General features: G+C 69.8%; 18 protein-coding genes. 4 read left to right on the top strand and 14 right to left on the bottom strand.

The window, feature by feature from the left end:
• From Q0C41_RS13425 to Q0C41_RS13450, 6 genes are all read right to left on the bottom strand, one after another.
• Nucleotides 1–1,063: glycosyltransferase (locus Q0C41_RS13425; protein ID WP_291984292.1), on the bottom strand; the 1,063-nt coding region annotated here is incomplete at its 3' end.
• 29 nt (nucleotides 1,064–1,092) lie between these two features.
• Complete coding sequence (locus Q0C41_RS13430; protein WP_291984293.1) at nucleotides 1,093–2,898, bottom strand: glycoside hydrolase family 2 protein; 1,806 nt, start codon at nucleotides 2,896–2,898, stop codon at nucleotides 1,093–1,095.
• Between the two features lie 235 nt (nucleotides 2,899–3,133).
• Entirely contained in the window at nucleotides 3,134–3,658 is a 525-nt protein-coding gene (locus Q0C41_RS13435) for a DUF1440 domain-containing protein (RefSeq protein ID WP_291984294.1), read from the bottom strand.
• A gap of 14 nt (nucleotides 3,659–3,672) precedes the next feature.
• The gene (locus tag Q0C41_RS13440; RefSeq protein ID WP_291984295.1) at nucleotides 3,673–4,119 is read right to left on the bottom strand and encodes a DUF2243 domain-containing protein; all 447 of its coding nucleotides are present in this window, start codon (nucleotides 4,117–4,119) and stop codon (nucleotides 3,673–3,675) included.
• On the bottom strand, nucleotides 4,107–6,644 hold the full coding sequence (locus Q0C41_RS13445; protein ID WP_291984296.1) for a two-component regulator propeller domain-containing protein: 2,538 nt from the start codon (nucleotides 6,642–6,644) through the stop codon (nucleotides 4,107–4,109). The genes Q0C41_RS13440 and Q0C41_RS13445 overlap by 13 nt, the downstream gene beginning before the upstream one ends.
• A 66-nt stretch (nucleotides 6,645–6,710) precedes the next feature.
• The gene (locus Q0C41_RS13450) at nucleotides 6,711–7,175 is read right to left on the bottom strand and encodes a DUF421 domain-containing protein (protein WP_291984297.1); all 465 of its coding nucleotides are present in this window, start codon (nucleotides 7,173–7,175) and stop codon (nucleotides 6,711–6,713) included.
• A gap of 27 nt (nucleotides 7,176–7,202) precedes the next feature.
• Here Q0C41_RS13450 and Q0C41_RS13455 point away from each other — a divergent pair, with 27 nt between their 5' ends.
• A complete protein-coding gene (locus tag Q0C41_RS13455) occupies nucleotides 7,203–8,501 on the top strand; it encodes a DUF2254 domain-containing protein (protein WP_291984298.1) in 1,299 nt (432 codons plus the stop codon).
• Between the two features lie 76 nt (nucleotides 8,502–8,577).
• Here Q0C41_RS13455 and Q0C41_RS13460 read toward each other — a convergent pair whose 3' ends face one another.
• A complete protein-coding gene (locus Q0C41_RS13460; protein ID WP_291984299.1) occupies nucleotides 8,578–9,120 on the bottom strand; it encodes a hypothetical protein in 543 nt (180 codons plus the stop codon).
• Nucleotides 9,083–9,769, bottom strand: coding sequence for a hypothetical protein (locus Q0C41_RS13465; protein ID WP_291984300.1), 687 nt, complete (start codon nucleotides 9,767–9,769; stop codon nucleotides 9,083–9,085). Before Q0C41_RS13465 ends, Q0C41_RS13460 begins: the two co-directional genes overlap by 38 nt.
• 393 nt (nucleotides 9,770–10,162) lie before the next feature.
• Here Q0C41_RS13465 and Q0C41_RS13470 point away from each other — a divergent pair, with 393 nt between their 5' ends.
• The 3 genes from Q0C41_RS13470 to Q0C41_RS13480 all read left to right on the top strand — a co-directional run bounded on the left by Q0C41_RS13470 (nucleotide 10,163) and on the right by Q0C41_RS13480 (nucleotide 13,751).
• Nucleotides 10,163–10,702 carry a hypothetical protein gene (locus Q0C41_RS13470; protein ID WP_291984301.1) on the top strand — a complete coding sequence of 180 codons (540 nt, stop codon included), beginning with the start codon at nucleotides 10,163–10,165 and terminating at the stop codon, nucleotides 10,700–10,702.
• Between the two features lie 83 nt (nucleotides 10,703–10,785).
• Nucleotides 10,786–12,453 (top strand): sigma 54-interacting transcriptional regulator, encoded by a 1,668-nt coding sequence (locus tag Q0C41_RS13475; protein ID WP_291984302.1) that lies wholly within the window; start codon nucleotides 10,786–10,788, stop codon nucleotides 12,451–12,453.
• 80 nt (nucleotides 12,454–12,533) lie between these two features.
• On the top strand, nucleotides 12,534–13,751 hold the full coding sequence (locus tag Q0C41_RS13480; RefSeq protein ID WP_291984303.1) for a mechanosensitive ion channel domain-containing protein: 1,218 nt from the start codon (nucleotides 12,534–12,536) through the stop codon (nucleotides 13,749–13,751).
• A 4-nt stretch (nucleotides 13,752–13,755) separates the two neighbouring features.
• On the opposite strand, the gene Q0C41_RS13485 is transcribed toward Q0C41_RS13480, so the two are convergent.
• The 6 genes from Q0C41_RS13485 to Q0C41_RS13510 form a co-directional block, all read right to left on the bottom strand.
• Complete coding sequence (locus tag Q0C41_RS13485; protein WP_291984304.1) at nucleotides 13,756–15,681, bottom strand: DUF5715 family protein; 1,926 nt, start codon at nucleotides 15,679–15,681, stop codon at nucleotides 13,756–13,758.
• A 168-nt stretch (nucleotides 15,682–15,849) separates the two neighbouring features.
• Nucleotides 15,850–16,302, bottom strand: a complete 453-nt coding sequence (locus Q0C41_RS13490) for a DUF305 domain-containing protein (protein WP_291984305.1) — start codon at nucleotides 16,300–16,302, stop codon at nucleotides 15,850–15,852.
• Between the two features lie 40 nt (nucleotides 16,303–16,342).
• On the bottom strand, nucleotides 16,343–19,441 hold the full coding sequence (locus Q0C41_RS13495; protein WP_291984306.1) for an efflux RND transporter permease subunit: 3,099 nt from the start codon (nucleotides 19,439–19,441) through the stop codon (nucleotides 16,343–16,345).
• A gap of 3 nt (nucleotides 19,442–19,444) precedes the next feature.
• A complete protein-coding gene (locus tag Q0C41_RS13500; RefSeq protein WP_291984307.1) occupies nucleotides 19,445–20,821 on the bottom strand; it encodes an efflux RND transporter periplasmic adaptor subunit in 1,377 nt (458 codons plus the stop codon).
• A gap of 69 nt (nucleotides 20,822–20,890) precedes the next feature.
• Entirely contained in the window at nucleotides 20,891–21,442 is a 552-nt protein-coding gene (locus Q0C41_RS13505) for a hypothetical protein (RefSeq protein ID WP_291984308.1), read from the bottom strand.
• A gap of 108 nt (nucleotides 21,443–21,550) precedes the next feature.
• Nucleotides 21,551–22,000 (bottom strand): DUF6496 domain-containing protein, encoded by a 450-nt coding sequence (locus Q0C41_RS13510; protein ID WP_291984309.1) that lies wholly within the window; start codon nucleotides 21,998–22,000, stop codon nucleotides 21,551–21,553.
• Nucleotides 22,001–22,024 lie beyond the last annotated feature (24 nt).

Genomic DNA, 22,024 nt, shown 5'->3' on the forward strand with positions numbered 1-22,024 from the left:
TCAACAGCGCCGCGCTGCGCGGTGGCGCGTGGACGCCCGAGGTCACGCCACCGCGTCCCTCGGCGAGGGCGGCGTCCAGCGCCGCGGCGAACGCCTCTGGCGTGTCGGCGATGCGGGCCAGACCGTTGACGCCGTACGGGCGCACGACATCGGCGATCGACGTCGAGACGACCGGACATCCCGCCGCCAGGTACTCCGGCGTCTTGGTCGGACTGATGAAGCGCGTCGCGTCGTTACGGGCAAACGGCAGGATGGCGACATCCCACCCCGCGAGGTACGCGGGCAGCTCGTTGTACGACTTCATCCCGAGGTAGTGCACGTTGGGTGCCGTGGGCAGACTCGCCGGGTCGATCTTGACCGTCGGTCCGAGCAACACGAACTGCTGGTCCGGTCGCAGGGCCGCCAGTCCGCGGAGGAGGTCGACGTCCAGCCTCTCGTCGATCACACCGAAGAATCCGATGCGTGGCCCCGGAATGCGCGCCTGGTCCGCGGGCGGCGTCATCGGCTGGCGGGCCTGCAGGAAGTGCGCCTTGTCCACGCTGCTCGGAAAGGCCTGCACGGCCCGATGCTGGTGCTTCTTCGCTTCGTAGAGGCTCACGCCACCGGTGAAGACCAGGTCGGCCCGCTCGAGCAGTTCGGCCTCGAGCGCCGGCAGGGCGGCGGGCGCCCCCTTGAACATCGTCAGGTCGTCCATGCAGTCGTACACGACGACTCCCGCTGGCAGGGCACGCGTGAAGGCCATCGCCATCGGCGTGTAGTACCAGAGCAGTGGCGTGCGGAACCGACGGTGCTGCCACCACTCCGCCAGCAGTGCCCGCTGCGCCTGGCACGCCTGCTCGGCGCTCAGTCCTCCCGGCAGCTTCGGCACGACGACCGACAGGCGCGGCCCCGACTGGGTGATGTCGAGGCGCGGCGGCCCGTCACTCACGATGGGTTCCTCGACGAACCAGACGCGACGCTGACGTGCGGCGCGCGTCAGCAGGTGCTGCGGTCGCTGCCAGACGAAGTCCCAGCGGAGGTGGGAGAAGCAGATCAGGTCCGGCGAGGAGGTGAGGGAGGGCATGGCTCCGGTCTCTTCAAGTTCCATGCCCGTCATCTGTCCGGTCGCCCTCTCGTGGCGCGATGCATGTCCGCCAGCGGGAACTTCGGGGTGCGATCGGCCAGCAGCAGGCCATTCGCCTCCTGATACGTGTCGGCGAACTGTGTGTAGCAGAACCCCGCAAATATCCGGGAATCGTGCACCGCCTGCAGCAGGTCGGTGTAGCGCGCCTGCAGGGCTGCCGCCGTGTCGCACCGCGAGTAGCCCCACGTGCGCGGCTCGCTCGAGTACGTAATGCCACCGAACTCCGACAGGACGATCGGATGGTCCAGATGCACGTGGCCCTCGAGCACGAGCACACGTCCCCCCGGGCGCTCCTTGCGGAACAGCCGCGGCACCACGTCATCGGAGTGGTAGCGCGTGCGCAGTCGTTCGGGATCGGCGTCGTAGTCGTGGATGCCGATGAGATCGGTGGCACTGCTCTCCCAGCCGTCGTTGCCGATCACCGGGCGATGCGGGTCGAGCGTCCTGGTGAGGTGGTAGAGCGACTGGACGTAGTGCCGGTGCGACGGATTGTCCGGCAGGTTGGGCACGCCCCACGATTCGTTGAACGGCACCCAGGCGACGATGCAGGGGTGGCTGCGGTCGCGCGCCAGCACCTCCAGCCATTCGCGGGTCAGTCGCTCGACCGACGTCGACGTGAACCGGTAAGCGCTCGGCATCTCTTCCCAGACCAGCAGGCCGAGACGGTCGGCCCAGTAGAGATAGCGCGGATCCTCGATCTTCTGGTGCTTGCGGACACCGTTGAACCCCATGGCCTTCGCCAGCTCGACGTCCTGCCGCAGGGCGTCATCGCTGGGCGCGGTGGCGCCGGAGCCTGGCCAGTAGCCCTGGTCCAGCACCATGCGCAGGTAGTACGGCCGCCCGTTGAGCACGAAGCGGTCGGCGCTCAGGGCGACCTCTCTGAGCGCCGTGTAGCTGGTCACATGGTCGAGCACTTCGCCCTGTTCGGTGCTGAGCTCGAGGGTGACGTCGAGCAGATGCGGCGCTTCGGGGCTCCACAGCAGATCGTTGCGCGAGTCGTCGATGCCGGGGTCGGAGAAGGCGATGCGTCTCGACAGCTCGTCGCCGGTGACCCGATAGCGATCCATCGCGAGCAGGCGGTCGCCCGAACGCACCGCGACGTCGAGGTGCATCGCCTCGGCCAGCTCGCCGGCGAACCAGCACTCGAGGTGCAGGTCCCAGGCGACGAGGCTCGGGGTCCACCTGATCCGATCGAGCCAGGTGCGGCGCACGCGCTCCATCCAGACCGACTGCCAGATGCCGGTGGTCCTGGGATACCAGATGGAATGCGGCTCCCGCAGCCAGTCCTGCTTGCCGCGCGGCTTGGCCAGGTCGAGCGGGTCGTCGTCGGCACACACGGTGAGCGTGACCGGATGACCCGCGCGCATGAACGCGGTGATGTCACAGCAGAAGGGCGTGTAGCCCCCCTCGTGCCGCACGACGAGCACGTCGTCCACCCACACGGTGGCGCGATGATCGACCGCGCCGAAGTGCAGCAACACGCGCCCGTCGCCTGGGTCCCACGCGTCGACGATGCGGCGGTACCAGCAGCGCGACAGGAAGCCCTGGTGATGGATGCCACTCGCCAGGGTCTCGGGAGCGAACGGCACCGTGATCTCGCTGGACCAGGTCACGTCGCCAGGCGCGCGCCAGGCCCCGTCGGGATCCGGCGCGAACGCCCAGCGACCGTTCAGCAGTTGCCAGGCGTCGCGACAGAGCTGCGGTCGCGGATAGCCGCGGGCACCAGCGCCCGCCGGTGCCCGCCCCCCCTCCTGCTCGGGCTGGCGAGAGGTCACAGCACCCCGGTCGTGCCGTCACCCGTGTCCCCCGGGGGGCCGCCGGCTGGTGTCTGTGGTGTGGTCTGGTTCTTCATGGGAATGCCCAGAGCACGTTCCGTGCCTCCCTGACTGTGGGGGGGCATCGAGCTGCGGGTCGCCGCATGCATGCCATGCCGGTGAGCAGGCGTATGGACGCCCTACAGCCCTCGGTTCGTCCCCGGTTGCCCGGGCCGTGGGCGGCCATGACCGGGTGCTACCGGACCGCCCGGAGGGCGAGCGCGGTCACCCCTCCGTAGACGAGATGCGCGGCGAGTGCCTGCAGGTGCTTCTCGGGGGCGCGTCGTGTGGTCGGCGCAGACAAGCCGAGCACCGGCATGGCGATGACGTCGGCGACCAGCCACAGCCCGGCGCCGAACAACAGCCCGGTCGGCACGTGACTGCGGCGGTGGCCGGCACCGCTGGCGTAGAGCCCGGCCATTGTCGCGCCGAACGTGAAGTGGACGACCGGCGCTGCCACCTGTAGCGCCGGCCGCGTGAGTGGCCGCCCCAGGAGCAGCCGGCCCGCGATGTTCGCGACCGACTCGTTGGCGTTGCGTCGCTCGTCCCGCTCCTGCCACTCGCGTGCATCGTGCTTGCCGCCCGCCGACGCCGGCGGCACGTCATCGGCGGCCAGCGTCCACGCGCGCTGCGCATAGTTCATCGCGAGCGTGCCCACCAGGCCGCTCGCCACTCCAGCCAGGGCCATCGGCACACGCGTCCGTCTCGTCGCTCTCGCCATCGAGGTCTCCATGGTCAGGCCGGCTGGCGCCTGGCCGCCATGGACCAGCCGAGGATGAGCAATCCGACACCGGCGACGGCGAGGAAGGTCCAGTCGTAGTGCGGCACGTGGTGCGGCAGGTCCCGCACGTGATGCAGGTGCAACAGGTGATGATTGCCGAGGCCCTCGATGAGATTGAAGGCACCCCAGCCGAAGATCATCTGTCCGGCCAGCACCTGTGCACGGGGCGCCGAGCGGACCCCCTCGGCCCAGAGCATCCACACGCCGACGAAGGTCACCAGCCAGGTCGCCGCATGGAAGAGGCCGTCCCACACCATGTTCCGACTCATGGCGCTCATGGTGACGGGCGGCAACACGGCCGAGCCCATGTTGTGCCACTGCAGGATCTGATGCAGCACGATGCCGTCGACGAACCCACCCAGCCCGCAGCCCAGCACCGCACCCGGCGTCACGACACGCATGCCCACACTCCTGGAAGACCGCTTCCCCGAAGGATGCACGCAAGCGTCGTACCGCTGGCCTCCTCGGCCTTGCGCTTGGCCTCCTGCAGGTCCTGTGTCCGTTCATCGACGAGGCGCTCGAGCGCCTGCTGCCGCGCTCGCAGCCCGTGGGTCCTCGCCCGCACGCCCATCAGGACGAGGGCCAGGGTGCCGACGGCCAGTACGGCCCGGAACCACCAGGTCTCATGCAGGAAGGGTTCGACCTGCACCACGAGCGTGGCCGGGAGCCCGGTGTGTCGCCCCTCGGGATCCACGGCGCGGAGTTCGAACGTGAGCCGCCGCGGCGGCAGCCAGGTGTAGTACGCCACGCGGCGCGCCCCGGCCGAGACCCACGCGTCGTCGACCCCGACGATGCGGTACTCGAAGCGGGTGTGGAGTGCCTCGGCGATCGACAGCGTCGTGTAGTCGATCGAGATGGCGCGCGAGCCACGTGGGACGGTGACCAGTCCTCGGGGGAAGGGACTGCGCACGGCCCGGCCCTGCCCGTCGAGCGACACGCGCTCGATGACGGCCGAGGGGATGGCGGTGCGCGCCGTGACGCGCGCCGGGTCCACGACCGTGACGCCCTTGAGCGTCGCGAACCACAGACGGCCGTGCGTCCCGTGCATGACGATGCCCTGGGCCCCGCCCGTCCCCTCGTTGCTCCGGACGCCGTCGGCGCGGTGGTGGAACAGCGGCGCCACGCGCGGGCGCACGCCGCGACCCACGGCCTCGAGATCGGCGAGGTCGACGCGGAAGATGCCGCGCTCGCTCGACGCCCACAGACGCCCGTGGCTGTCGGTCATGACGCCGATGACGGCATCCTCAGGCAGGCCATGGCGGGGCGTGAAGCTGGCCACGGCGTCGCCACGGATCCGCACCAGTCCGCCGCGGGTGCCGACCCACAGGGTGCCGTCTGTCGCCTCGTGCAACGAGAGGGTGTCGTTGCTCGGCAGACCATCCGCCGTGGTGAAGACGCGCAGCGCGCCGTCGGGGCGACGGCGCACGAGGCCACCCCGGTTGGTGGCAATCCAGACATCGCCTCGTCGATCCTCGTGGATCCAGCGCACGCCGCTGGCGAAGGCGCCGACGTCGCGAACGAACGGCTCGAAGCGACCGCCGACGCGACGGTCGAGGCCGCTGAAGGTGCCGACCAGTTGCGTACCGTCGTGGAGCCAGGACATGGCCCAGACACGGGCCTCCGACAGGCCGTGCGCTTGCGTGTACGTGGTCCAGCGTGATCCGTCGCGTCTCGAGAGGCCCCCCTCGGTCCCGACCCAGAGGACACCATCGGGTGCGGTCGCGATCGTCCACACACTGTTGCTGGGCAGCCCATCGCGACGGGTGATGACCCGCACGTGTCCATCGGGGCCGATGCGGTTGAGGCCGCCGCCATCGGTTCCCACCCAGACAGTGCCGGCGCGATCCTCGTGGATGCCGAAGACGCGATCGGCCGACAGGCCTTCCTCGATGCCCAGCGACGTGAACAGGCCGTCGGTCAGTCGGCTGAGTCCGGCGCCATAGCCGCCAATCCACAACGCGCCGTCGCGGTCCTCGAAGAGACTGCGAACAGGCGTGCGCGACCCGGGTCCCGACTGCTGGAAGGCGCTGAATCCGTCGGCACCAAGGCGGGCAACCCCCATGCTCGTGCCGGCCCAGAGATTGCCATCCCGATCTTCGTGCAACGCCCACACGTTGTCGGAGGGCAGCCCATGGGCGCTGTCGAAGTGAGTCAGGCGCCCCCGGGCGAGACGATAGAGTCCGGTGGCGTACGTGCCGAACCACATCGCGCCGTGCTGATCCTGGGCGATCGTCCACACCACGGACGTGTCCAGCCGTGGGTGCGGCGCGCGGGGCAGGACGCGCCCAGCGGCGATTTGCGAGACTCCGCCGCCGTCGGTCCCGACCCAGAGCACGCCGTCGCGGTCCTCGAACAGGGACCGTACGTGGTCGTGCGCGAGGCCGCGCGAGCGATCGAAGACCTCGAAGGTGGTGCCCGTCCACCGGGCAACGCCCGAGCCGAACGTGCCCACCCAGAGGGTCCCGCCCGTGTCGACGAGCAGCGTGTAGACCGACGTGGCCGGCAGCCCCTGGGCCTGGCCGACACCGGTGAACTGTCCGTCGCGATAACGCACGAGCCCGCCGGGCTGTGTGCCGATCCACAGCGACCCGTCCCGCCCCTCGGCCAGCGCGCGGATGTTGTGATGCTGGAGTGCAGGCGTGTTGTGCCGGTCGAAGGTGGTGAAGCGCACACCGTCGAACCTGACGAGCCCGGCCTCCGTGCCCAGCCACAGATACCCGTCGCGGGTCTGCGTGACCACCTGCACGGTGTTCTGCGGCAGCCCGTCGGCCGCATCCCACGATTCGCGGACGTACTGCGACAACTGCCGGGCCGGATCCAGCGCGAGCGCCTGGCGACTCAGCAGCAGACATGCCACAGCGACCCCGACGCACAGGGCACCGCCGACGCGGCCGCTGGCCGACGCGCGGAGGAAGAGCCGCGACACGCGAGGCATGTCCGCTGAATCGGCGCCCAGGGTCGGCTCTGCAGCCGACGGCCGCTGCGGCCGGCATCAGGGGGCGGACTGTTCCGCCCCGGTGCTCGTCCAGGGCTCCGCCAGGGTCGCCTGCTGCAGGGCCTCGGCCTCGATGACGCTGAACGTGCCGTCGGTTTCGAGCACCACTGCGCCGGCGGCAGCGATATTGGGCAGCCCGGCGGATCGGAGGGCCGCCAGGACCTCGTCGTGCGACACGCGCTGTGCCAGGAGCACGTCGTCTCGCGTCTGGCCGCGGTAGACCAGCAGACTGGGTTCGCTCTTGACGATCTGCTCGAACCATCGCCAGCGGACCGAGAGCCAGGCGACGACGAACTGCAGGACGACCAGCAGCCCGAGCGCGACCGTGACGACGAAATCGAAGGCGTTCATCTTGGCCAGCGTCCGCTTGCCCGAGGACCTCAGCAGCAGAACGAGCGCGGGATACGCCACGACGCCGACCACCACGACATGAAGCACACCCTGCCAGCCGTCGAAGATCATGGTCGGGTTCGTGCAAGGGCCATTCCCATGACTCCCTCGGTGCTGTGGAATCGCCTGCGCTCCACCTATTGGTTCGTCCCCTCACTCATCACCTTGGGCGCGATCGGCATGGCGCTCGCGCTCGTGCGGGTCGACCGCTGGGCCGACGATGGCGCGTCGTGGCTGGCGCTGGTGTACGGCGGAGGGCCGGACGGCGCGCGGGCCCTGTTGTCGGCCGTCGCCGGCTCCATCGTGACGGTGGTCAGCGTGACCTTCTCGGTCACGATCGTGGCGCTGACGGTGTCGTCGCAGCACTTCGGCCCACGCATCCTCGTCAACTTCATGCGCGACGTCGCCGCGCAGACGGTGCTGGGCATCCTCATCGGAACGTTCGCCTACTGCCTGCTGGTGCTGCGCACCGTCCAGGGCCGCGGCGAGGGGTACGACCTCTTCGTGCCGCAGTTGGCCGTCACGGTGGCCGTGCTCATGGCGCTGCTGAGCGTGGCGGCGCTCATCTTCTATGTCCACCACGTGTCGGTGTCGATGAGCATCGCCAGCATCACGGCGGTCGCGGCCCACAATCTCGACGAGGCGATCGACCGGATGTATCCGCAGCAGGCGGGCGAGCCACTTCCGGTCGCGTCGTCCGCGGTGCCGGCCCCACCGGCGGACGCCAGACCCATCGCGGCGGACGCCGGTGGGTACGTCGAGTCGCTCGATCTCGAGGCCATCATCGCCGCCGCCCGGCGCGCCGAGGCCACGGTCTGGATGTCGACCGCTCCGGGCGCGTTCGTCATCGTCGGGGACACGCTGGCCCACGCGGCCCCGTCGGCCCCGTCATCGCTGGTAGCCGCGGTGCGTGACGCCTGCGTTCTCGGACATGAACGCACGACGTTCCAGGACGTCGAGTACGCCACGCATCAGTTGCTCGAGGTGGCGCTGCGGGCGTTGTCTCCGGGCGTCAACGAGCCGTTCACGGCCCTCGCCTGCATCGATCGCCTCGCCCAGGGCCTGGCGCGGTTCGTCGGTCGTCCGCTGCCCTCAGCCGCGCGGGTGGACGCCGATGGGCGCGTGCGGCTCGTGGCCTACCCGCTGACGTGCGCCGATGTGCTCCGGGGTGTGGTGGAGTCGATCCTGGCCGTCTCGGATGCCGCGATGGTACACGCCCGTCTGATGGCGATGCTGGACTCGCTGGCAGCGCGCGCCGAGCGAGAGAGCGACCGTCGCGAGGTTCGTGTGCAAGCCGCCGCCGTGCTCGCTGCCGCGATGCAGGCGGGTCATCCTGCGAGCAGGCGACTCGCGGTGCGGCACACCTACCGGTCGGTGATGGCTCACCTGCGGCAATGACGACGACGACCCGACCATGCGCCGATGCGCCAGCAGGGCGGGTGGCCCCTGCTGACGCGTCGGTGTGTCCGCGTGGTCAACTGACGCTGGTGGCGAAGAGGTACTGACGCGCCCCCGTGCCCTCCTCACCGAAGACATCGTCCTTCACCCCCGCGGGCAGGGTGAGCACGAACCCGTCGATGGCGACCATCTCGCCGCGCGTGACGTTCGGCATGGTCCCCTTCGCCGGACGCACGAACAGCGTGCGGTCCCCGGCCGAGACGAAGAACCCGCGGCCCGGCAGCACGCGGCCGACCTCGACGCGCGCGAGCTCGACCTCGCGTCCCACGGCGTCGGCGGTCACGGCATCCAGTGAGGCCAACGGGCGCTGAGCGCTGTTCACGTTCTTCCCTGCGCGCGCTACGGACTCACGAGTGATCATCATGGCGCGGTCGTCGTCACCGCCGGTCACGTGGGTCGCCACCAGTACGTGCCGGGTCGCCCAGCCGCTCGAGGGGTCGTGGCCGTCTTCGAACCACTGCCACTCGTCATCCAGGCGCACGTCGGTAAAGGCCCTGACCGTCCCGGTGATCGTCACCCGGTCATCGGGCCGGACCAGCGCGGCCAGCGCGGTCGGCACGGGCCGCCGCGTCTCGACCTTCTTCGGTCGGCGCATCGACCGTCGCGGTGCGGGCGCGGGCGCTCGCACTCGCACCAGACGTCCAGGTGGCCCATTCACGCGTCACGGCCTCATCCGCACGCCACGGCGTCCGCCGACCATCGGCATCCAGCAGCTGGATCGATCCGCCGGCGGCGTCGCCTGCCGCACGATCCTCGGACAGCACGATGGTCTTCTCGCGGCTGGCGATCTGGCCGGCCTCGTCGCCCGGATAGATGAACTCGTGTCCGTACAGCGAGCCCGGATAGAACCACGCCTTCATCGCCGGCGGGCTCCCGGCGACCGTCGGGGCGAACGTCAGGACGGTCGTGCCCTTGGCGTCCTGTCGCTTGATCGGAATCGCGTTGACGACGGCGACGACGGTCGGGTCGTCGATCCGTCGGATCTCGACGAGGTGCCGATTCGCCTTGAGGTCCATCAGCGAGAATTCGTACTCGCCGGCCGGAAGGACGGTGCCCGGCACTCTCACCGGTCCCGAGAAGGTCAGCGTCGTGCGGTCGTTCCAGCTGTCGGCGCGAACGGTCGTGAAGGGCGTGAGCACCAGGACCGCCAGCAGGGTTACAAGTCGAGCCCACCAGGGGAGCCAGGAATCATGTCGTCGTGTCTGCATGTACGTTCGTCTCCTTTCACCCTGCACAAGGGGCAAGAGGCGATCCACTCCGGAGAGCCCTGGGCACGTGCGCGCCGCCCTCGCTGCGACTTGCCGCGGCTCACGACATGTCGGGACCTCGATGGCCCGTCGAGAGACTCACGAGGACACGCGACGCCGTCGGCATCCGTCCGTCTGGCGGCCCGCATGACGCCTCATCCAGGCCGGAAGGGTCAGGCGGGCAGTGCGGTGCCAGAACGACGACATGTCGCGACGCGACTCGCGACATGTCGTCACGTGGCCGGTCGAAGCCGTCAGATCCGCTCGCCCAGGGACCTTCGGCGTGCGCACGTTTCTTGGACTGATGGTCGCCGGCGGGCCCGCCGGGGGCCCGGTTCAGGCTGGAGGCCACCGATGAGACGCATGCTGCTCACCATCCTTGCCGTGCTGATTGCCGCCGTCATGCCGGCGACGGCGCAGGACTTCACCTCGCCCACCGCCGCCCAGACGCTCCTGCGTCAGATGGACGCCTCCCAGGCCGACGCCCTCGCGGTACGCGATCCGGATCGACCTGAACGCTTCATCGCCGCGCTGCGCCTCCCTGGTCAATTGCTGGTGGTCAGTGCCACTCATCCGTCAGTAGACCTGGTCGCGCAGCGACTCGAGGGTGGTGACTACCGCGGGGTGTACCTGGACCTGCAGGGCACGCCGGCCCAGGCGTCGAAATTCTTCGTCCACGACATGGAGGCCGACGGGCTCGCGGTCAGCGGTCGCGGCGACGCGTACGACATGATCTATGACGCCGGTGACAGCCTCGCCTGCAATGGGCGCTGGAAGGACGCCAAGCTGGACAAGGACGAGTATCGTGATCGCATTGCAAAGGCCGACGCACGGTACGCGCGGCTGCTGAGCCTGCTGGCGCGGGCGCCGGAGGCGCAGGTGTCGAGTCGGTGAGTCTCGGTTGGCGCACGACCGTCCGACCAGGCGCCGGGGCAGCGGTACACTGCGGAGACGTCAGGTTTCCGGAGGGCCGCGAGGTGATCACCCATGCGTTGACCGATGCGACGGCGCGACTCGAAGAGCTGGCTACAGGCGAGCGGGCCGTCTTCCGCGCGCTGTACCAGCTCAGCCAGTCGCTGGACGTGAAGCATCGGTGCGATGCCACGCTGGCCGCCGCGGAAGTGCTCTTCGACGCCACGTCCTCGTGGATCCTGCTCCTCGACGAGACGACGCACCAGCTCGAGGTCTGCGTCTTTCGTGGTCGCGGCGCCGATTGCTATGCCGGCCTCGAGATCCCGTCGGAAGCCGGCCTCGTCGGCCGGGCGCTGTCGCACCGCGAGGTCGTCTTCGTGCCGGCGGTGCACGACGAGCCTGGATGGTATGACGCCGAGCGCATGCGGCAATCGGGCCTGCGCTCGGTGCTGCTCGTCCCGCTGGTGTTCGACCAGCGCGCCGTCGGCGTCCTCGCGCTCGACTCGCCGCGGTTCTCGGCCGCCCATCCGCCCGATGCGCCGGATCTCGCCCGGCTCGAAGCGCTGGCCGCGCTGGCCGCCATCAGCATCGAGAACGCCAGGCTCTACGAACACAGCGAGCGCGACCGCGAGCAACTGCGCGAGGCGCTCGAGCAGCGCCAACAACTGCGCGACGAGGTCCGGGCGCTGCGCAGTGACACCGGATCCCGTCACGCCCTGATCGGCTCCAGCGCCGCGATGGATCGCGTGCGGGCCGAGATCGACGTCGTCTCACAGGCCGACGTCACCGTGCTGTTGACGGGTGAGACGGGCACCGGCAAGGAACTGGTGGCCCGCGCCATTCATCAGGCGAGTCGGCGGGCCGGACGCCCGTTCGTGCCGGTCAACTGCGCGGCGCTGCCCGAGTCACTGATCGAAAGCGAGTTGTTCGGACATGAGCGCGGCGCGTTCACGGGCGCCGTCCAGGCCAAGCCCGGCAAGTTCGAACTCGCCCACCGCGGCACGCTGTTTCTGGATGAGGTGGGCGACCTGCCACTCGACTCGCAGGCCACGCTCCTCCGCGTGCTGCAGGATGGCCTCGTCGAACGCGTCGGCAGCACCCGTCCCATCCCGGTCGACGTGCGCATCGTCGCCGCCACCAACGTCGACCTCGATCGCGGGCGAGCCACCGGCGCCTTTCGCGCGGATCTCTTCTATCGGCTCAGTGTCTTTCCCATCAGGCTCCCGGCCCTGCGCGATCGACGCAGCGACATCCCGCTGCTGGCCACGTTCTTCGCGGGGCGATGCGCCGATCAGATCGGCCGGACCATCGACGGCTTCACCCCGGACGCGCTCGAGCGGCTCGTGTCGCACGAGTGGCCGGGCAACGTGCGCGAACTGCAGAACGTCGTCGAACGCGCGGTGCTGTTGACGACCGGAAGACTCGTCCGTCCCGACGCCATCGCCCTGCAGCGCGCTGCGACGGCGTCGTTCGTCCCGGTCGCCACGGCGCCGACGCCGACGCCAGCGCCGGCGCCGATGGACGTCCCCGCCGTCACGACCCTGGACGACGCCGACCGACATGCCATCCTGCGCGCGCTGGAGTCGAGCGGCTGGCGCGTCAGCGGCGAGCACGGGGCGGCACGAGCCCTCGGCGTGAAGTCGACCACCCTGCACTCCAAGATGAAGCGCCTCGGTATCCAGCGGCCACGAGGCACCTCCCCGACGTCAGCCGACGACGCGTCCGGGGCCTGAGCCGCACCAGAGTCCGGACGGGGCGCCGGACTGGCTCGGCGCTTGCAGCAGCGCGCCCTGTCATGTCAGGCCATCCACACTTGCGTACAGGCACCGGACAGGTGCAGGGCCGCAGCACTCGGGCCACGCCGTCGCGACCGGTGGCGCGGCGCACGCGCCCTCGACCACGGCACGTGGCAAGCGGGGCCGCCTACCGACAGCGCGCACAACAGCAACTGCGCCGGTTCCGCGGGGGCTCGGTGGTGGCGGTCGCCATCACCGGGCTGCTCCTGATGCTCACCGACACCACCGTCGCTGGCTTGCAGGTCGGCGACCACGCCGACGCGGTTGCCCCGGACACGGCCGCCGTCGTTGCCGAAGCGACCTCGACCGTCACGGCGCTGCTCTACAGCTTCTACGGCCTGCTGCCGCGCATCGGCCTCGCCCTGGTGCTGCTCGGCATCGGTTGGCTCCTGCGACGTACCGTCGCGGCCATGCTTCGACGGACCGCTGCGCAGTGGCAGCGCCGCGCCGCGGTGCAGGCCATCGCGACCCTGCTGATCTATCTCGGAACCGCCGTCGCGGTGCTCAGTGTGCTGGCGGGCGACGTGCGGGCCATGGTCGGGTCGGTCGGACTGCTCGGACTGGCGGCGTCGTGGGCCCTGCAGACCCCCATCGAGAGCTTCACCGGCTGGATCCTCAACGCCTTCCGCGGCTACTACCGCGTGGGCGATCGCATCGCGGTGGGCGACGTGTTCGGCGACGTCTATCGCATCGACATGCTGACGACCACCGTCTGGGAGGCCGGGGGACCCGACAAGGCCGTGCGGGCCGCCCAGTCCACGGGCGCGCTCATCACCTTCCCGAACTGGGAAGTGCTCCGCTCGAACATCGTCAACTACAGCCGGGACTTCCCCTTCGTCTGGGATGAGGTCACGTTCGGCGTCACCAACGAGAGCGACCTGGCGTACACCATCGACGTGCTCGAGCGCATGGCCCACGACGAACTCGGCGACGACATGGCCAGCGCCGTGGAGACGTACCAGGTGCTGCTGCGATCCGAGCGTCTCGACTTCGATGTCGACGCCGTGCCCCGGGTCTACCTCTCTCCGGCCGATGCCTGGACCAACTGCACACTGCGCTATCTCGTGCCGGTACGCAGCCGTCGCGCGTGGATGTCACGACTGGTCCTGCGGGCGTCTGTGGAGCTCGCTGCCCCAGCGCATGTCGGACGGATCGTCGGCGCGTATCCGCGCACGGAGGTTCGCCTCAGGAGCACATGGGCGGCCGGCCAGGCCGACGCCGAAAGCGCCCCCTGACGCGTCAGCTGTGCTCGTCGCCATGGTCGCCGAGCGGACCGATGCGCCAGCGACGATCCTCGAGCTGCCGCGCCCGGCGCCACAGATGCGTCCACGCGGGCGGCGCATCGCCATTGCGGACGAAGCGATCCAGACGTCGCGTCACGGCCTCGAGGTACGCCGTGCCCCTGGCGTCGCGGGCGCGTGCGATGCCCCGGTTGTAGGCGCGGACAGCCAGGTGGAGGTCGCCCTCGGCCTCCTCCAGCAGCAAGGTCATCCAGATGACGGCGAACCGTGTGGCGTTCCACGGGTTGAGGTACGCGCCATCGGCAAAGGCCACGTCGACGCGTCCTGCCGCATGCAGCTGGCGGAGTCTGACGCGCGCGAACTCGGAGGCGCCCGCCAGGCCGACATCGAGCGACCCGTCACGGTTGACGAGTTGCCCCCGATGGTCGAACCACGACTCCGACATCACGACGGCGGCGACCGTGTCGGCCACGACCTCCTCGTCATGGTGCCAGGCGGCGCCGAGCCGGTAGTGCGCCGTCCAGTAGCGCACCATCTGGCGAAAGACCGCGGTGCGAATCGGCTGCGGCACCTGGTCCCAATCGGTCGGGCCCATGCTCGCCCAGAGGGACGGATTCGCGAACAGGTCGGCGTAGCGCGCCACCATGGCGTCCAGGCCCGCCCGCCGCAAAGGGTCCGGCACGACGTTCCAGTCCGCCAGGTGCATGCGGCGCCAGAGCGCCGCGTCCGTCTGGAGGTCATCGGCAGTCACCCGTGTCGGCAGCCGCTCGGTGCCGGCGGTCACGGTGACGGTCACGGGCGTGCGATCGACGAAGGCGACGAAGGGGTCGATGGCAGGCAACACGGGCAGCAGCATCGGCGCCTCGGCCGGACGGCCACGGAGCGTCGGCACCGTCATCGCCAGGACCGTCGCCGTGGCGAGGTGACGCGCCATCACCGACGACCGACGCCGACGTGATCGCGGAGCCGTCCCGGTGGGCCGTCGGCGACACCGGTGCATGCGGCGCGCGACCACGGCGAGGGCGCCCACCCCCGCCACGCCGCCGACGACGACCGCGATCGGACGTGCGGACGGCATCGCCCACGCCGTGACCGCGAGACGCGCTACCGCGGGCACATCATCCCAGGCGAGCACCGGCACCTCGGGCACGGGTGGCGTCAGGAACGGGCTGCGCACATCCCGACCCACGCCACGCACACGGCGCCAGGGGTAGAGGCCGTCCAGTGTCGGTGCCGTCACCAGGGCCTGGGCGAACGCCGCGAAGAAGGGCCGTTGCGCGGCGGTTGGCACCACGTGAAAGACGACGTGGCGCCGCTCGGCGACCACGTGGATGTCGCCAGCCGCGGCCATCGCCCGAAGCACATCGCGCAGCTCACGCGCGTGCGAGACGGGACGGTTGAGCACCGAGATGTCCGCCGCCAGGCCCATCACGTGCGTCGGCACGTCCGTGCGGGCGTTGGGGTTGCTGCGGGACAGGCGCCGCTGGTATCCCGCGTGGCGCACCAGGCTCGTGACGTCGAGCGGACCGGACGGCACCCGCGAGGCGATGTCGAGCAGCATGCCAATCACTTCGGGCCGCGCGCCGAGGTAGAGGGTCTGATGGGCGGGGTCCATCTCGCCGATCTGGTGCGCGCCCGCGACGCGCAGCACCAGGTTGAGCGATGCCGCATCGGGAGGCATCGGCACGAGGGTGCCCTGCTGCAGTGCCGCGCGGAGCGCGTCGCGGTCGGCGAACGTCAGCGACGGCGCCTCCTGCTCGTAGGCGTCCGCGATCGACGCGGCGTGCGCCACGCTGTCACTGCGAAGTGCCCCCATCAGCGCGCGCAGGCGGTCCAGATGCGCGTCGCCTGCGTCGGCATGCGCCAGTCCTGCCCGCCACACGCCCAACAGGATGACCGCTCCCAGACATCGCCACGTCGCCACTCGTCGTTCCCTCCCGTCCGGGAACGTTCGAATGCGGCTTGCGGGCCATCGCTCGTCCGCACGATTCCGCCAGAACCCCGCGTGTCGCGCGTGACTCCGCTTCACTCGCCGTCACAATGACGACATATCGCGAGTGAATCGCGGCATGTCGCCATCTCGTTGTCCTTGTCACCGGCCGTGCTCGAGCTCGACCAGCAGCCGCGACATCTCGTCGATCTCCCGGCGTTGACTCTCGATGATCTGGTCTGCCAGGGCCCTCACGCGCGGGTCGGTGATACGCGCACGTTCGCTGGTGAGGATGGCGATGGAGTGGTGCGGGATCATGGCCCGCATCCACGAGGCGTCTTCTACGGTCGTCTGACTTCTGACGAGCCAGAGGCCCACGACAAGGCCCAGCGCGCTTGCACCGAAAATCAGGGCATTGACGCCTCCATTCCGGTACATGCCGCGCATGAACAGCAACATCACCATGGCCATCGCCGCACCCATCACCACGGCCATGTACAACCGGGTCTCGCTGAAGTACACATGCGACAGGGCGTACGTGTTCAGGTACATCAGGCCGTACATGACCATGGTGGAGGTCGCGATCATGGTGAGGAACCGCGGGTAGTCAGCCATGCCAGGTGGCTTTGCACGATCGCGGCCGACACGGCGCGCGTTACGCACGCCCGGGTGTCGGCAGGGGCTGCCGGGCGGGGACGTGGCGTTCACGCCACTGGGCGAGGGTCACGTACAGCACCGGCACCAGCAGCAGCGTGACGAACGTCGACGCCGTGAGGCCGCCCACCACCACGCGGGCCAGCGGCGCCTGCAGCCCGGCGCCCTCGCCCCACCCCAGCGCCAGCGGCAGCAACCCCAGCACCGTCGTCGCCGTCGTCATCAGGATGGGCCGGAGACGCGCGCGTGCCGACGCGATGGCGGCGTCGCGGGGCCCGAGGCCGTCCTCCCGGCGACGCAGGTTGATGTAGTCGACCAGCACGATGGCGTTGTTGACCACGATACCCACGAGCATGACGATGCCCATGACGCTCTGCACGTTGAGCGTGGTGCCGGTGAGCAGGAGCGCCGGTACGACGCCGACCAGGGCCACGGGGACGCTGGTCATGACGAGCAGCGGATCGAGATAGCGCTCGAACTGACCGGCCATGACCATGTAGACCAGCGCGAGCGCCAGCGCGATGGCGATGGCGAAGTCGCGCGAGGCCCGCTGCTGTTCCCGCCAGGCGCCGCCGAAGGTCAGTGAGAATCCCTGGGGCATCGGCAGGTCTGCCGTGGTGCGGCGGATGCCGGCGACGGCATCGCCGAGCGCCACTCCCGCGGCGAGGTTGGCGGTGATGTAGGTGACCCGCTGCCCGTCGATCCGATCGATGGTCGTGGGGCCGCGCGCCGACTCGGGTCTGACCAGCGCGGAGAGCGGCAGGACCTGCCCGCCCGGCGCACGAATCGGCAGCGCGCGCAAATCGTCGGCGGCGAGGCGGTCATCCGGCTGGAGCCGCACCGTGATCGGAAACTGTTGACCGCCCTGACGGAAGTACCCCGCGAGCCTCCCGGCCACCCCGGTCTGGACCGCGGCGGCCACCTCCTGCACCGACAGCCCCACATCGGCGATACGCGCCCGATCGAAGTAGAGGTTGCGTTCCGGCCGGCCCTCCTGCTGGGAGATGTCGACCTCGACGACCCCGGGCACGCGCTCCATGCGGGTCCGCACCTCACGGGCCAGGCTCACGGCCGTGGGGAGATCGTAGCCGCGCAGTTGCACTTCGACCGCTTCATCGCCACCGCTTGCACTGAAGATGCGACGGAGAATCCACAGGCCCGATTGGGCATCGACGCGAACCTCCGCGCCGGGGATGCGACCGGCGGTGGCATCACGCAGGCGATCGGCGAGGACCGACGGGTCGATGGTGCGACGAGATGCCTCGACGAGCCGGATCTCGACTTCGGCGTTGTCGCTCCACATCTGTGTCGCCACGGACGCAACTTGCCCCTCCGGCAGCACCGGGCGCACGAGGCGCTCGAGTTCCTCGAGATAGGTGCGCGCCACGGCGATGCTCGTGCCGCGTCCCATCTCGAGTTCGACGTCGATGGTGTCGGTGTCGAGCTCAGGCGCCAGTTCGACCGGGATGCGCGTCCAGCCCGCCCCCGCGACGACCGCCAGCGCGATCGTGCTGCCCACCACCACCGCACGGTGCGCCAACGCGCCGTGCAGCGCCCGCTCGTAGCGGACATCCATCCAGGTAAACGCCCGGGCGACACGCGAGGGTGCCACCGTGGACGCCGCCGACGGCACGGTGAGCCATCGTGCGGCCAGCACCGGCACCAGCGTGAGTGCGACCAGCAGCGAGCACCCGAGCGTGAAGACCACCACGAGCGCCAGTGTCTGGAAGAGCTGTCCGCTCGTGGTCCGCATGAAGACGACCGGCAGAAAGATCACGCACGTCGTCAGCGTCGAGGCGACCACCGCGCCCGCCACTTCCCGCGTGCCAATCGAGGCGGCCGCGGCCGGGTCACGGCCCTGCTGGCGCTGGCGCACGATGTTCTCGATGACGACGATCGCGTTGTCCACGATCATGCCGATGCCGAGGGCCAGGCCACCGAACGTCATCTGGTTGAGCGTGAGCCCGGCGAAGTACAGCACCGCGAACGCGGCCACGATCGAAATGGGGATGGCCAGGGCGATGATGCCGGTGCTGGCCCCGTTGCGCAGGAACACGTAGAGGACGACGACCGCCAGCAGGCCGCCGAAGAGCGCCGACGATCGCACGTTGGCCATGGACTCGCGGATGAACTGGCTCTGGTCGCGGTCGACGGTGACATGCACGTCCTCGCGCTCGGCGTTGATCGCCGCCACCTCCTCGAGAATGCGATCGACGACGGCCACGGTGTTGGCGCCACTCTGCTTCTGCACCCGCAGCCGCACGACCGGGCGGCCGTTCACCTCCGCAAGGTTCGCCACGTCCTGATAGCCGTCGACCACCGTCGCCAGATCGCGCACGCGGACCGGCACGCCGCTCTCGGTGGTCGACACGACCGTGCTGCCGATTTCGGCGAGGTCGCGGTACTCGCCCCGGGTGCGCACGTAGAGGTCGTTGACGCCGGCCCTGACGTTGCCCCCCGGCAACTGGACGTTCTCGGTCCGCAACGCGGCCGCCACATCGTCGCCGGTCAGTCCGGCGGCGCGAAGGCGGTCACGGCGCAACTGCACCTGGATCTCGCGATAGACCCCACCGACGATGGTGATGGCGCCCACGCCGGGAATCTGCTCGAACCGCTGCGAGAGTTCACGCTCCAGCAACCGCGTGGTCCCGGACAGGTCCCGTCGAGACGCCACCGAGAGCGACACGATGTCCTGGGCATCGGCGTCGAACTTCCAGATGGCGGGCGGTTCGGCTTCGAGGGGCAGGTCGTCGCGGATGCGGTCGAGCGCCGCGCGCACGTCGTTGGCCGCCTCGTCGATGCTGGTCTGCTGGCCGAACTCGAGGGTGATGCGGCTGCGCCCTTCTTCGGAGCGCGACGTCAGGCGTTCGAGTTGCGGAATGCCCGAGAGCGCATTCTCGAGCGGGTCGGTGATGATGGTTTCCATCTCCTCGGGACCGACGTTCGGATACGTCACGGTGACCGAGAGGCGGGGAAACTCGATGCGCGGCAACAGGTCGACGGGCAGGTAGAGGAACGCCACCGCGCCGAGAGACACGACGATGAGGTAGAGCATCGTGGTGGCAACAGGACGCCGGATGGCGAGGTCCGTGAGACTCATGGGTCACGCCCCCTCGGGGTCGGCGCCGAGGCCGAGCCGCTGCTGCCGGTCCATGAAGGATTCCAGCAGGTCGCCGCGCTGCAGGCGCTGAAGTTCCAGCACCCGGTTCCAGGCGATGGCGCGCGGCCGGGCACGGGGGGCCGTGGAGGCCGTCTGCTCGGCCAGCAGGTGCTGCCCGACCACCACCACCCACTCGCCCTCGCGCACGCCGTCGACCCCGGCCACGCCACGCCCTTCGCCCAGGAGCTCGACCGGACGGAACGTCACGTCGATCGGGTCGCTGCGCACCCCGGCCGTCGCCTCGCCCTCGACCGGAGCCGTCCCCGGCGGCGGGGAGGCCGACGCGATGTAGACGCCGCGTTCGCCGGTGGTCGGATGCGTGAAGAGGGCACTGACGGGCACGAGCGTGGCGTCGGCGGTCTGGCCGTGGAATACGTCGACGCTGACGAACATGCCAGGCACGAGCGTGCCGTCCGTGTTGGGCACGTCGATCTCGACCTCGGCGGTGTACGACGCGTTGTCGAGGAAGGGCGAAATGCGGGAGACCTCGGCCGTCACGGGAGAGGCACGGCCGGGCACGACAATCTCGACACGTTGCCCCTTCGCCAGGGTCGGCAACAGGTCCTGACTCACTGGCACCTCGACGCGAACCGTCTCCAGGCGACCGATGGTGAACAACGGCGTCTGAGGGTCGACGCGCATGCCCACTTCGGCGTTGCGTTGTCCGACCCGGCCGGCGATGGGTGCCCGCACGGTGCTCTGGGCCTGCACATCGGCACGCTCGCCGATCAGCCCGCGCGCCTGGGCGACCTCGGCCCTGGCGCGGGCGAGGGACGCGCGCGCCGCCTGCACCTGACTGCGCAGGGTCGCCACCGTGTCGGCGGCGACGAGGCCACGCTCGCCGAGACTCGCGTAGCGGTCGTACTGCGACTCGTACTGCTCGAGAATCGCTTCAGCCTCGCGTTCGGCCGCCTGGGCGACCACCAGACCTGACCGTGCCTGGTCGACCTGCGCGCCGGTGCCGACGCTGCGGATGCGCACCAGCACATCGCCCCTGGCGACACGACTGCCGTTCTGCACCAGCACCTCGGCGATGGAGCCCGTGGCCTGTGGATAGATCGCCACCTCGCCCGTAGCGCGTACCGTCCCGGTGAGCCGCTCGCTCAGCGGCAGCCGGCCGGTGCGCGCGGCGAGCACTTCGACCGCTGGCACCACCCGAGGCCCATCCGGTGGTGTGCCTGCCGCGGCCGACTCGGCAGGCCCGCCGCAGCCGGCGCCGCAGGCGAGGACCGCCAGCACGACGGCGAGCGCCGATGTGCGATCGACCTGCCGCCGCTCATCGGAAAGCAGACGCTCACCTGATTCTCTGCGCGCTCGCACCATGTCCGGTAGGACGTGCAAGAGCGCTGCCTGGCCCCGGCCCGCGACGTCCGGGTGTGCCGCAGCACCTCAGCGCTGCGTCGTGCCCTTGACCTTGCCTCCGAGAGACCGGACGCTCATCAGGTCGACCGGCCGGCTGGCGAAGTTCTCGAGCACGATGGCGTTGTTGCGCTTGTCGGCCTCGATGCGCGTGAGGACGGACGCCTTGCCTTCCCCCTTGCCAGAGTTGTCGAGTTTCAACTGCACCACGGTGAATGGATAGTCGACCGTACGCGGGCGATTGGACGCTTCGAGGAAGGACATCCGTCGGTCGCTGGCGATGACGATCTGCCGACCGCCGTCCTCCCCGGGCATCTCGACCGCATAGCGGATGTCGAACCCGAGGCGTCCCGTGGGACCGACCCTGCCGATGCTGGGGGCCTTCTGGAACGCCTCGAGGAGCCCATCGTTCCCTCTCTCGGTCAGCGCGGCCAGGAAGCGATTGCGTTCGTCCTCGGTCGAGTAGCGCTCGATGATGATGTCCACCATGCCCACGGCGCCGGAGTTCCCGACGTTGGACATGTTGACGGCCTGGGCGGTGAAGCGCTCCTGCGCCTCAGCCGGAGTGCCCCACGAAAGCATGGCAACCGCCACTGATGCGATGGTCTGAATCGATACACGAGTCAACGATGATCGTACGGACATTTTCCTGATCTCCTCTTCCGTGAAGGGGCCAGCAGACGCGCCAGCCTAGGAGGCCTTCCGGCGTGCACGCGTCCGGGCGGCCTTCTTCGCCGCCTCACTGCGCGCCTTGGCCGGACGTCGCTTCGCCGCGGCCTTCGCGTGTCTCGACAACGCCGTGCTCGACGCCGCGGCGTGCGGTTCGTGCTCCAGCGCCGCTTTGGCGGCCCGCGACCGCGCGCGAGACGGCCGGGTCGCCTTGTCGGCACGTGCGCCGTCGCGCTTGGCTCCGGCCTTGGTGCGCGCGCTGGCGCTCTGTGGTGGGTCAGGCAACTTCACGCCAGCCCGACGAGCCTTGGACAGCCCGATGGCGATGGCCTGCTTGGCCGAGCGCGCGCCGTGCTCGCCGTCGCGGATGTGTTCGATCTCTTCGCGGACGAACGCCCCGGCTTGTGTCGATGGGGCCTTGCCCTCGCGCTTGGCCTTGCGAGCCTCGGCTACGGTCTTCTTCTCTGGCATGTCACTCTCCCCTGGCGTCCTCAC

This window comes from Luteitalea sp. (assembly GCF_022842525.1).
Lineage (GTDB): Bacteria > Acidobacteriota > Vicinamibacteria > Vicinamibacterales > Vicinamibacteraceae > Luteitalea.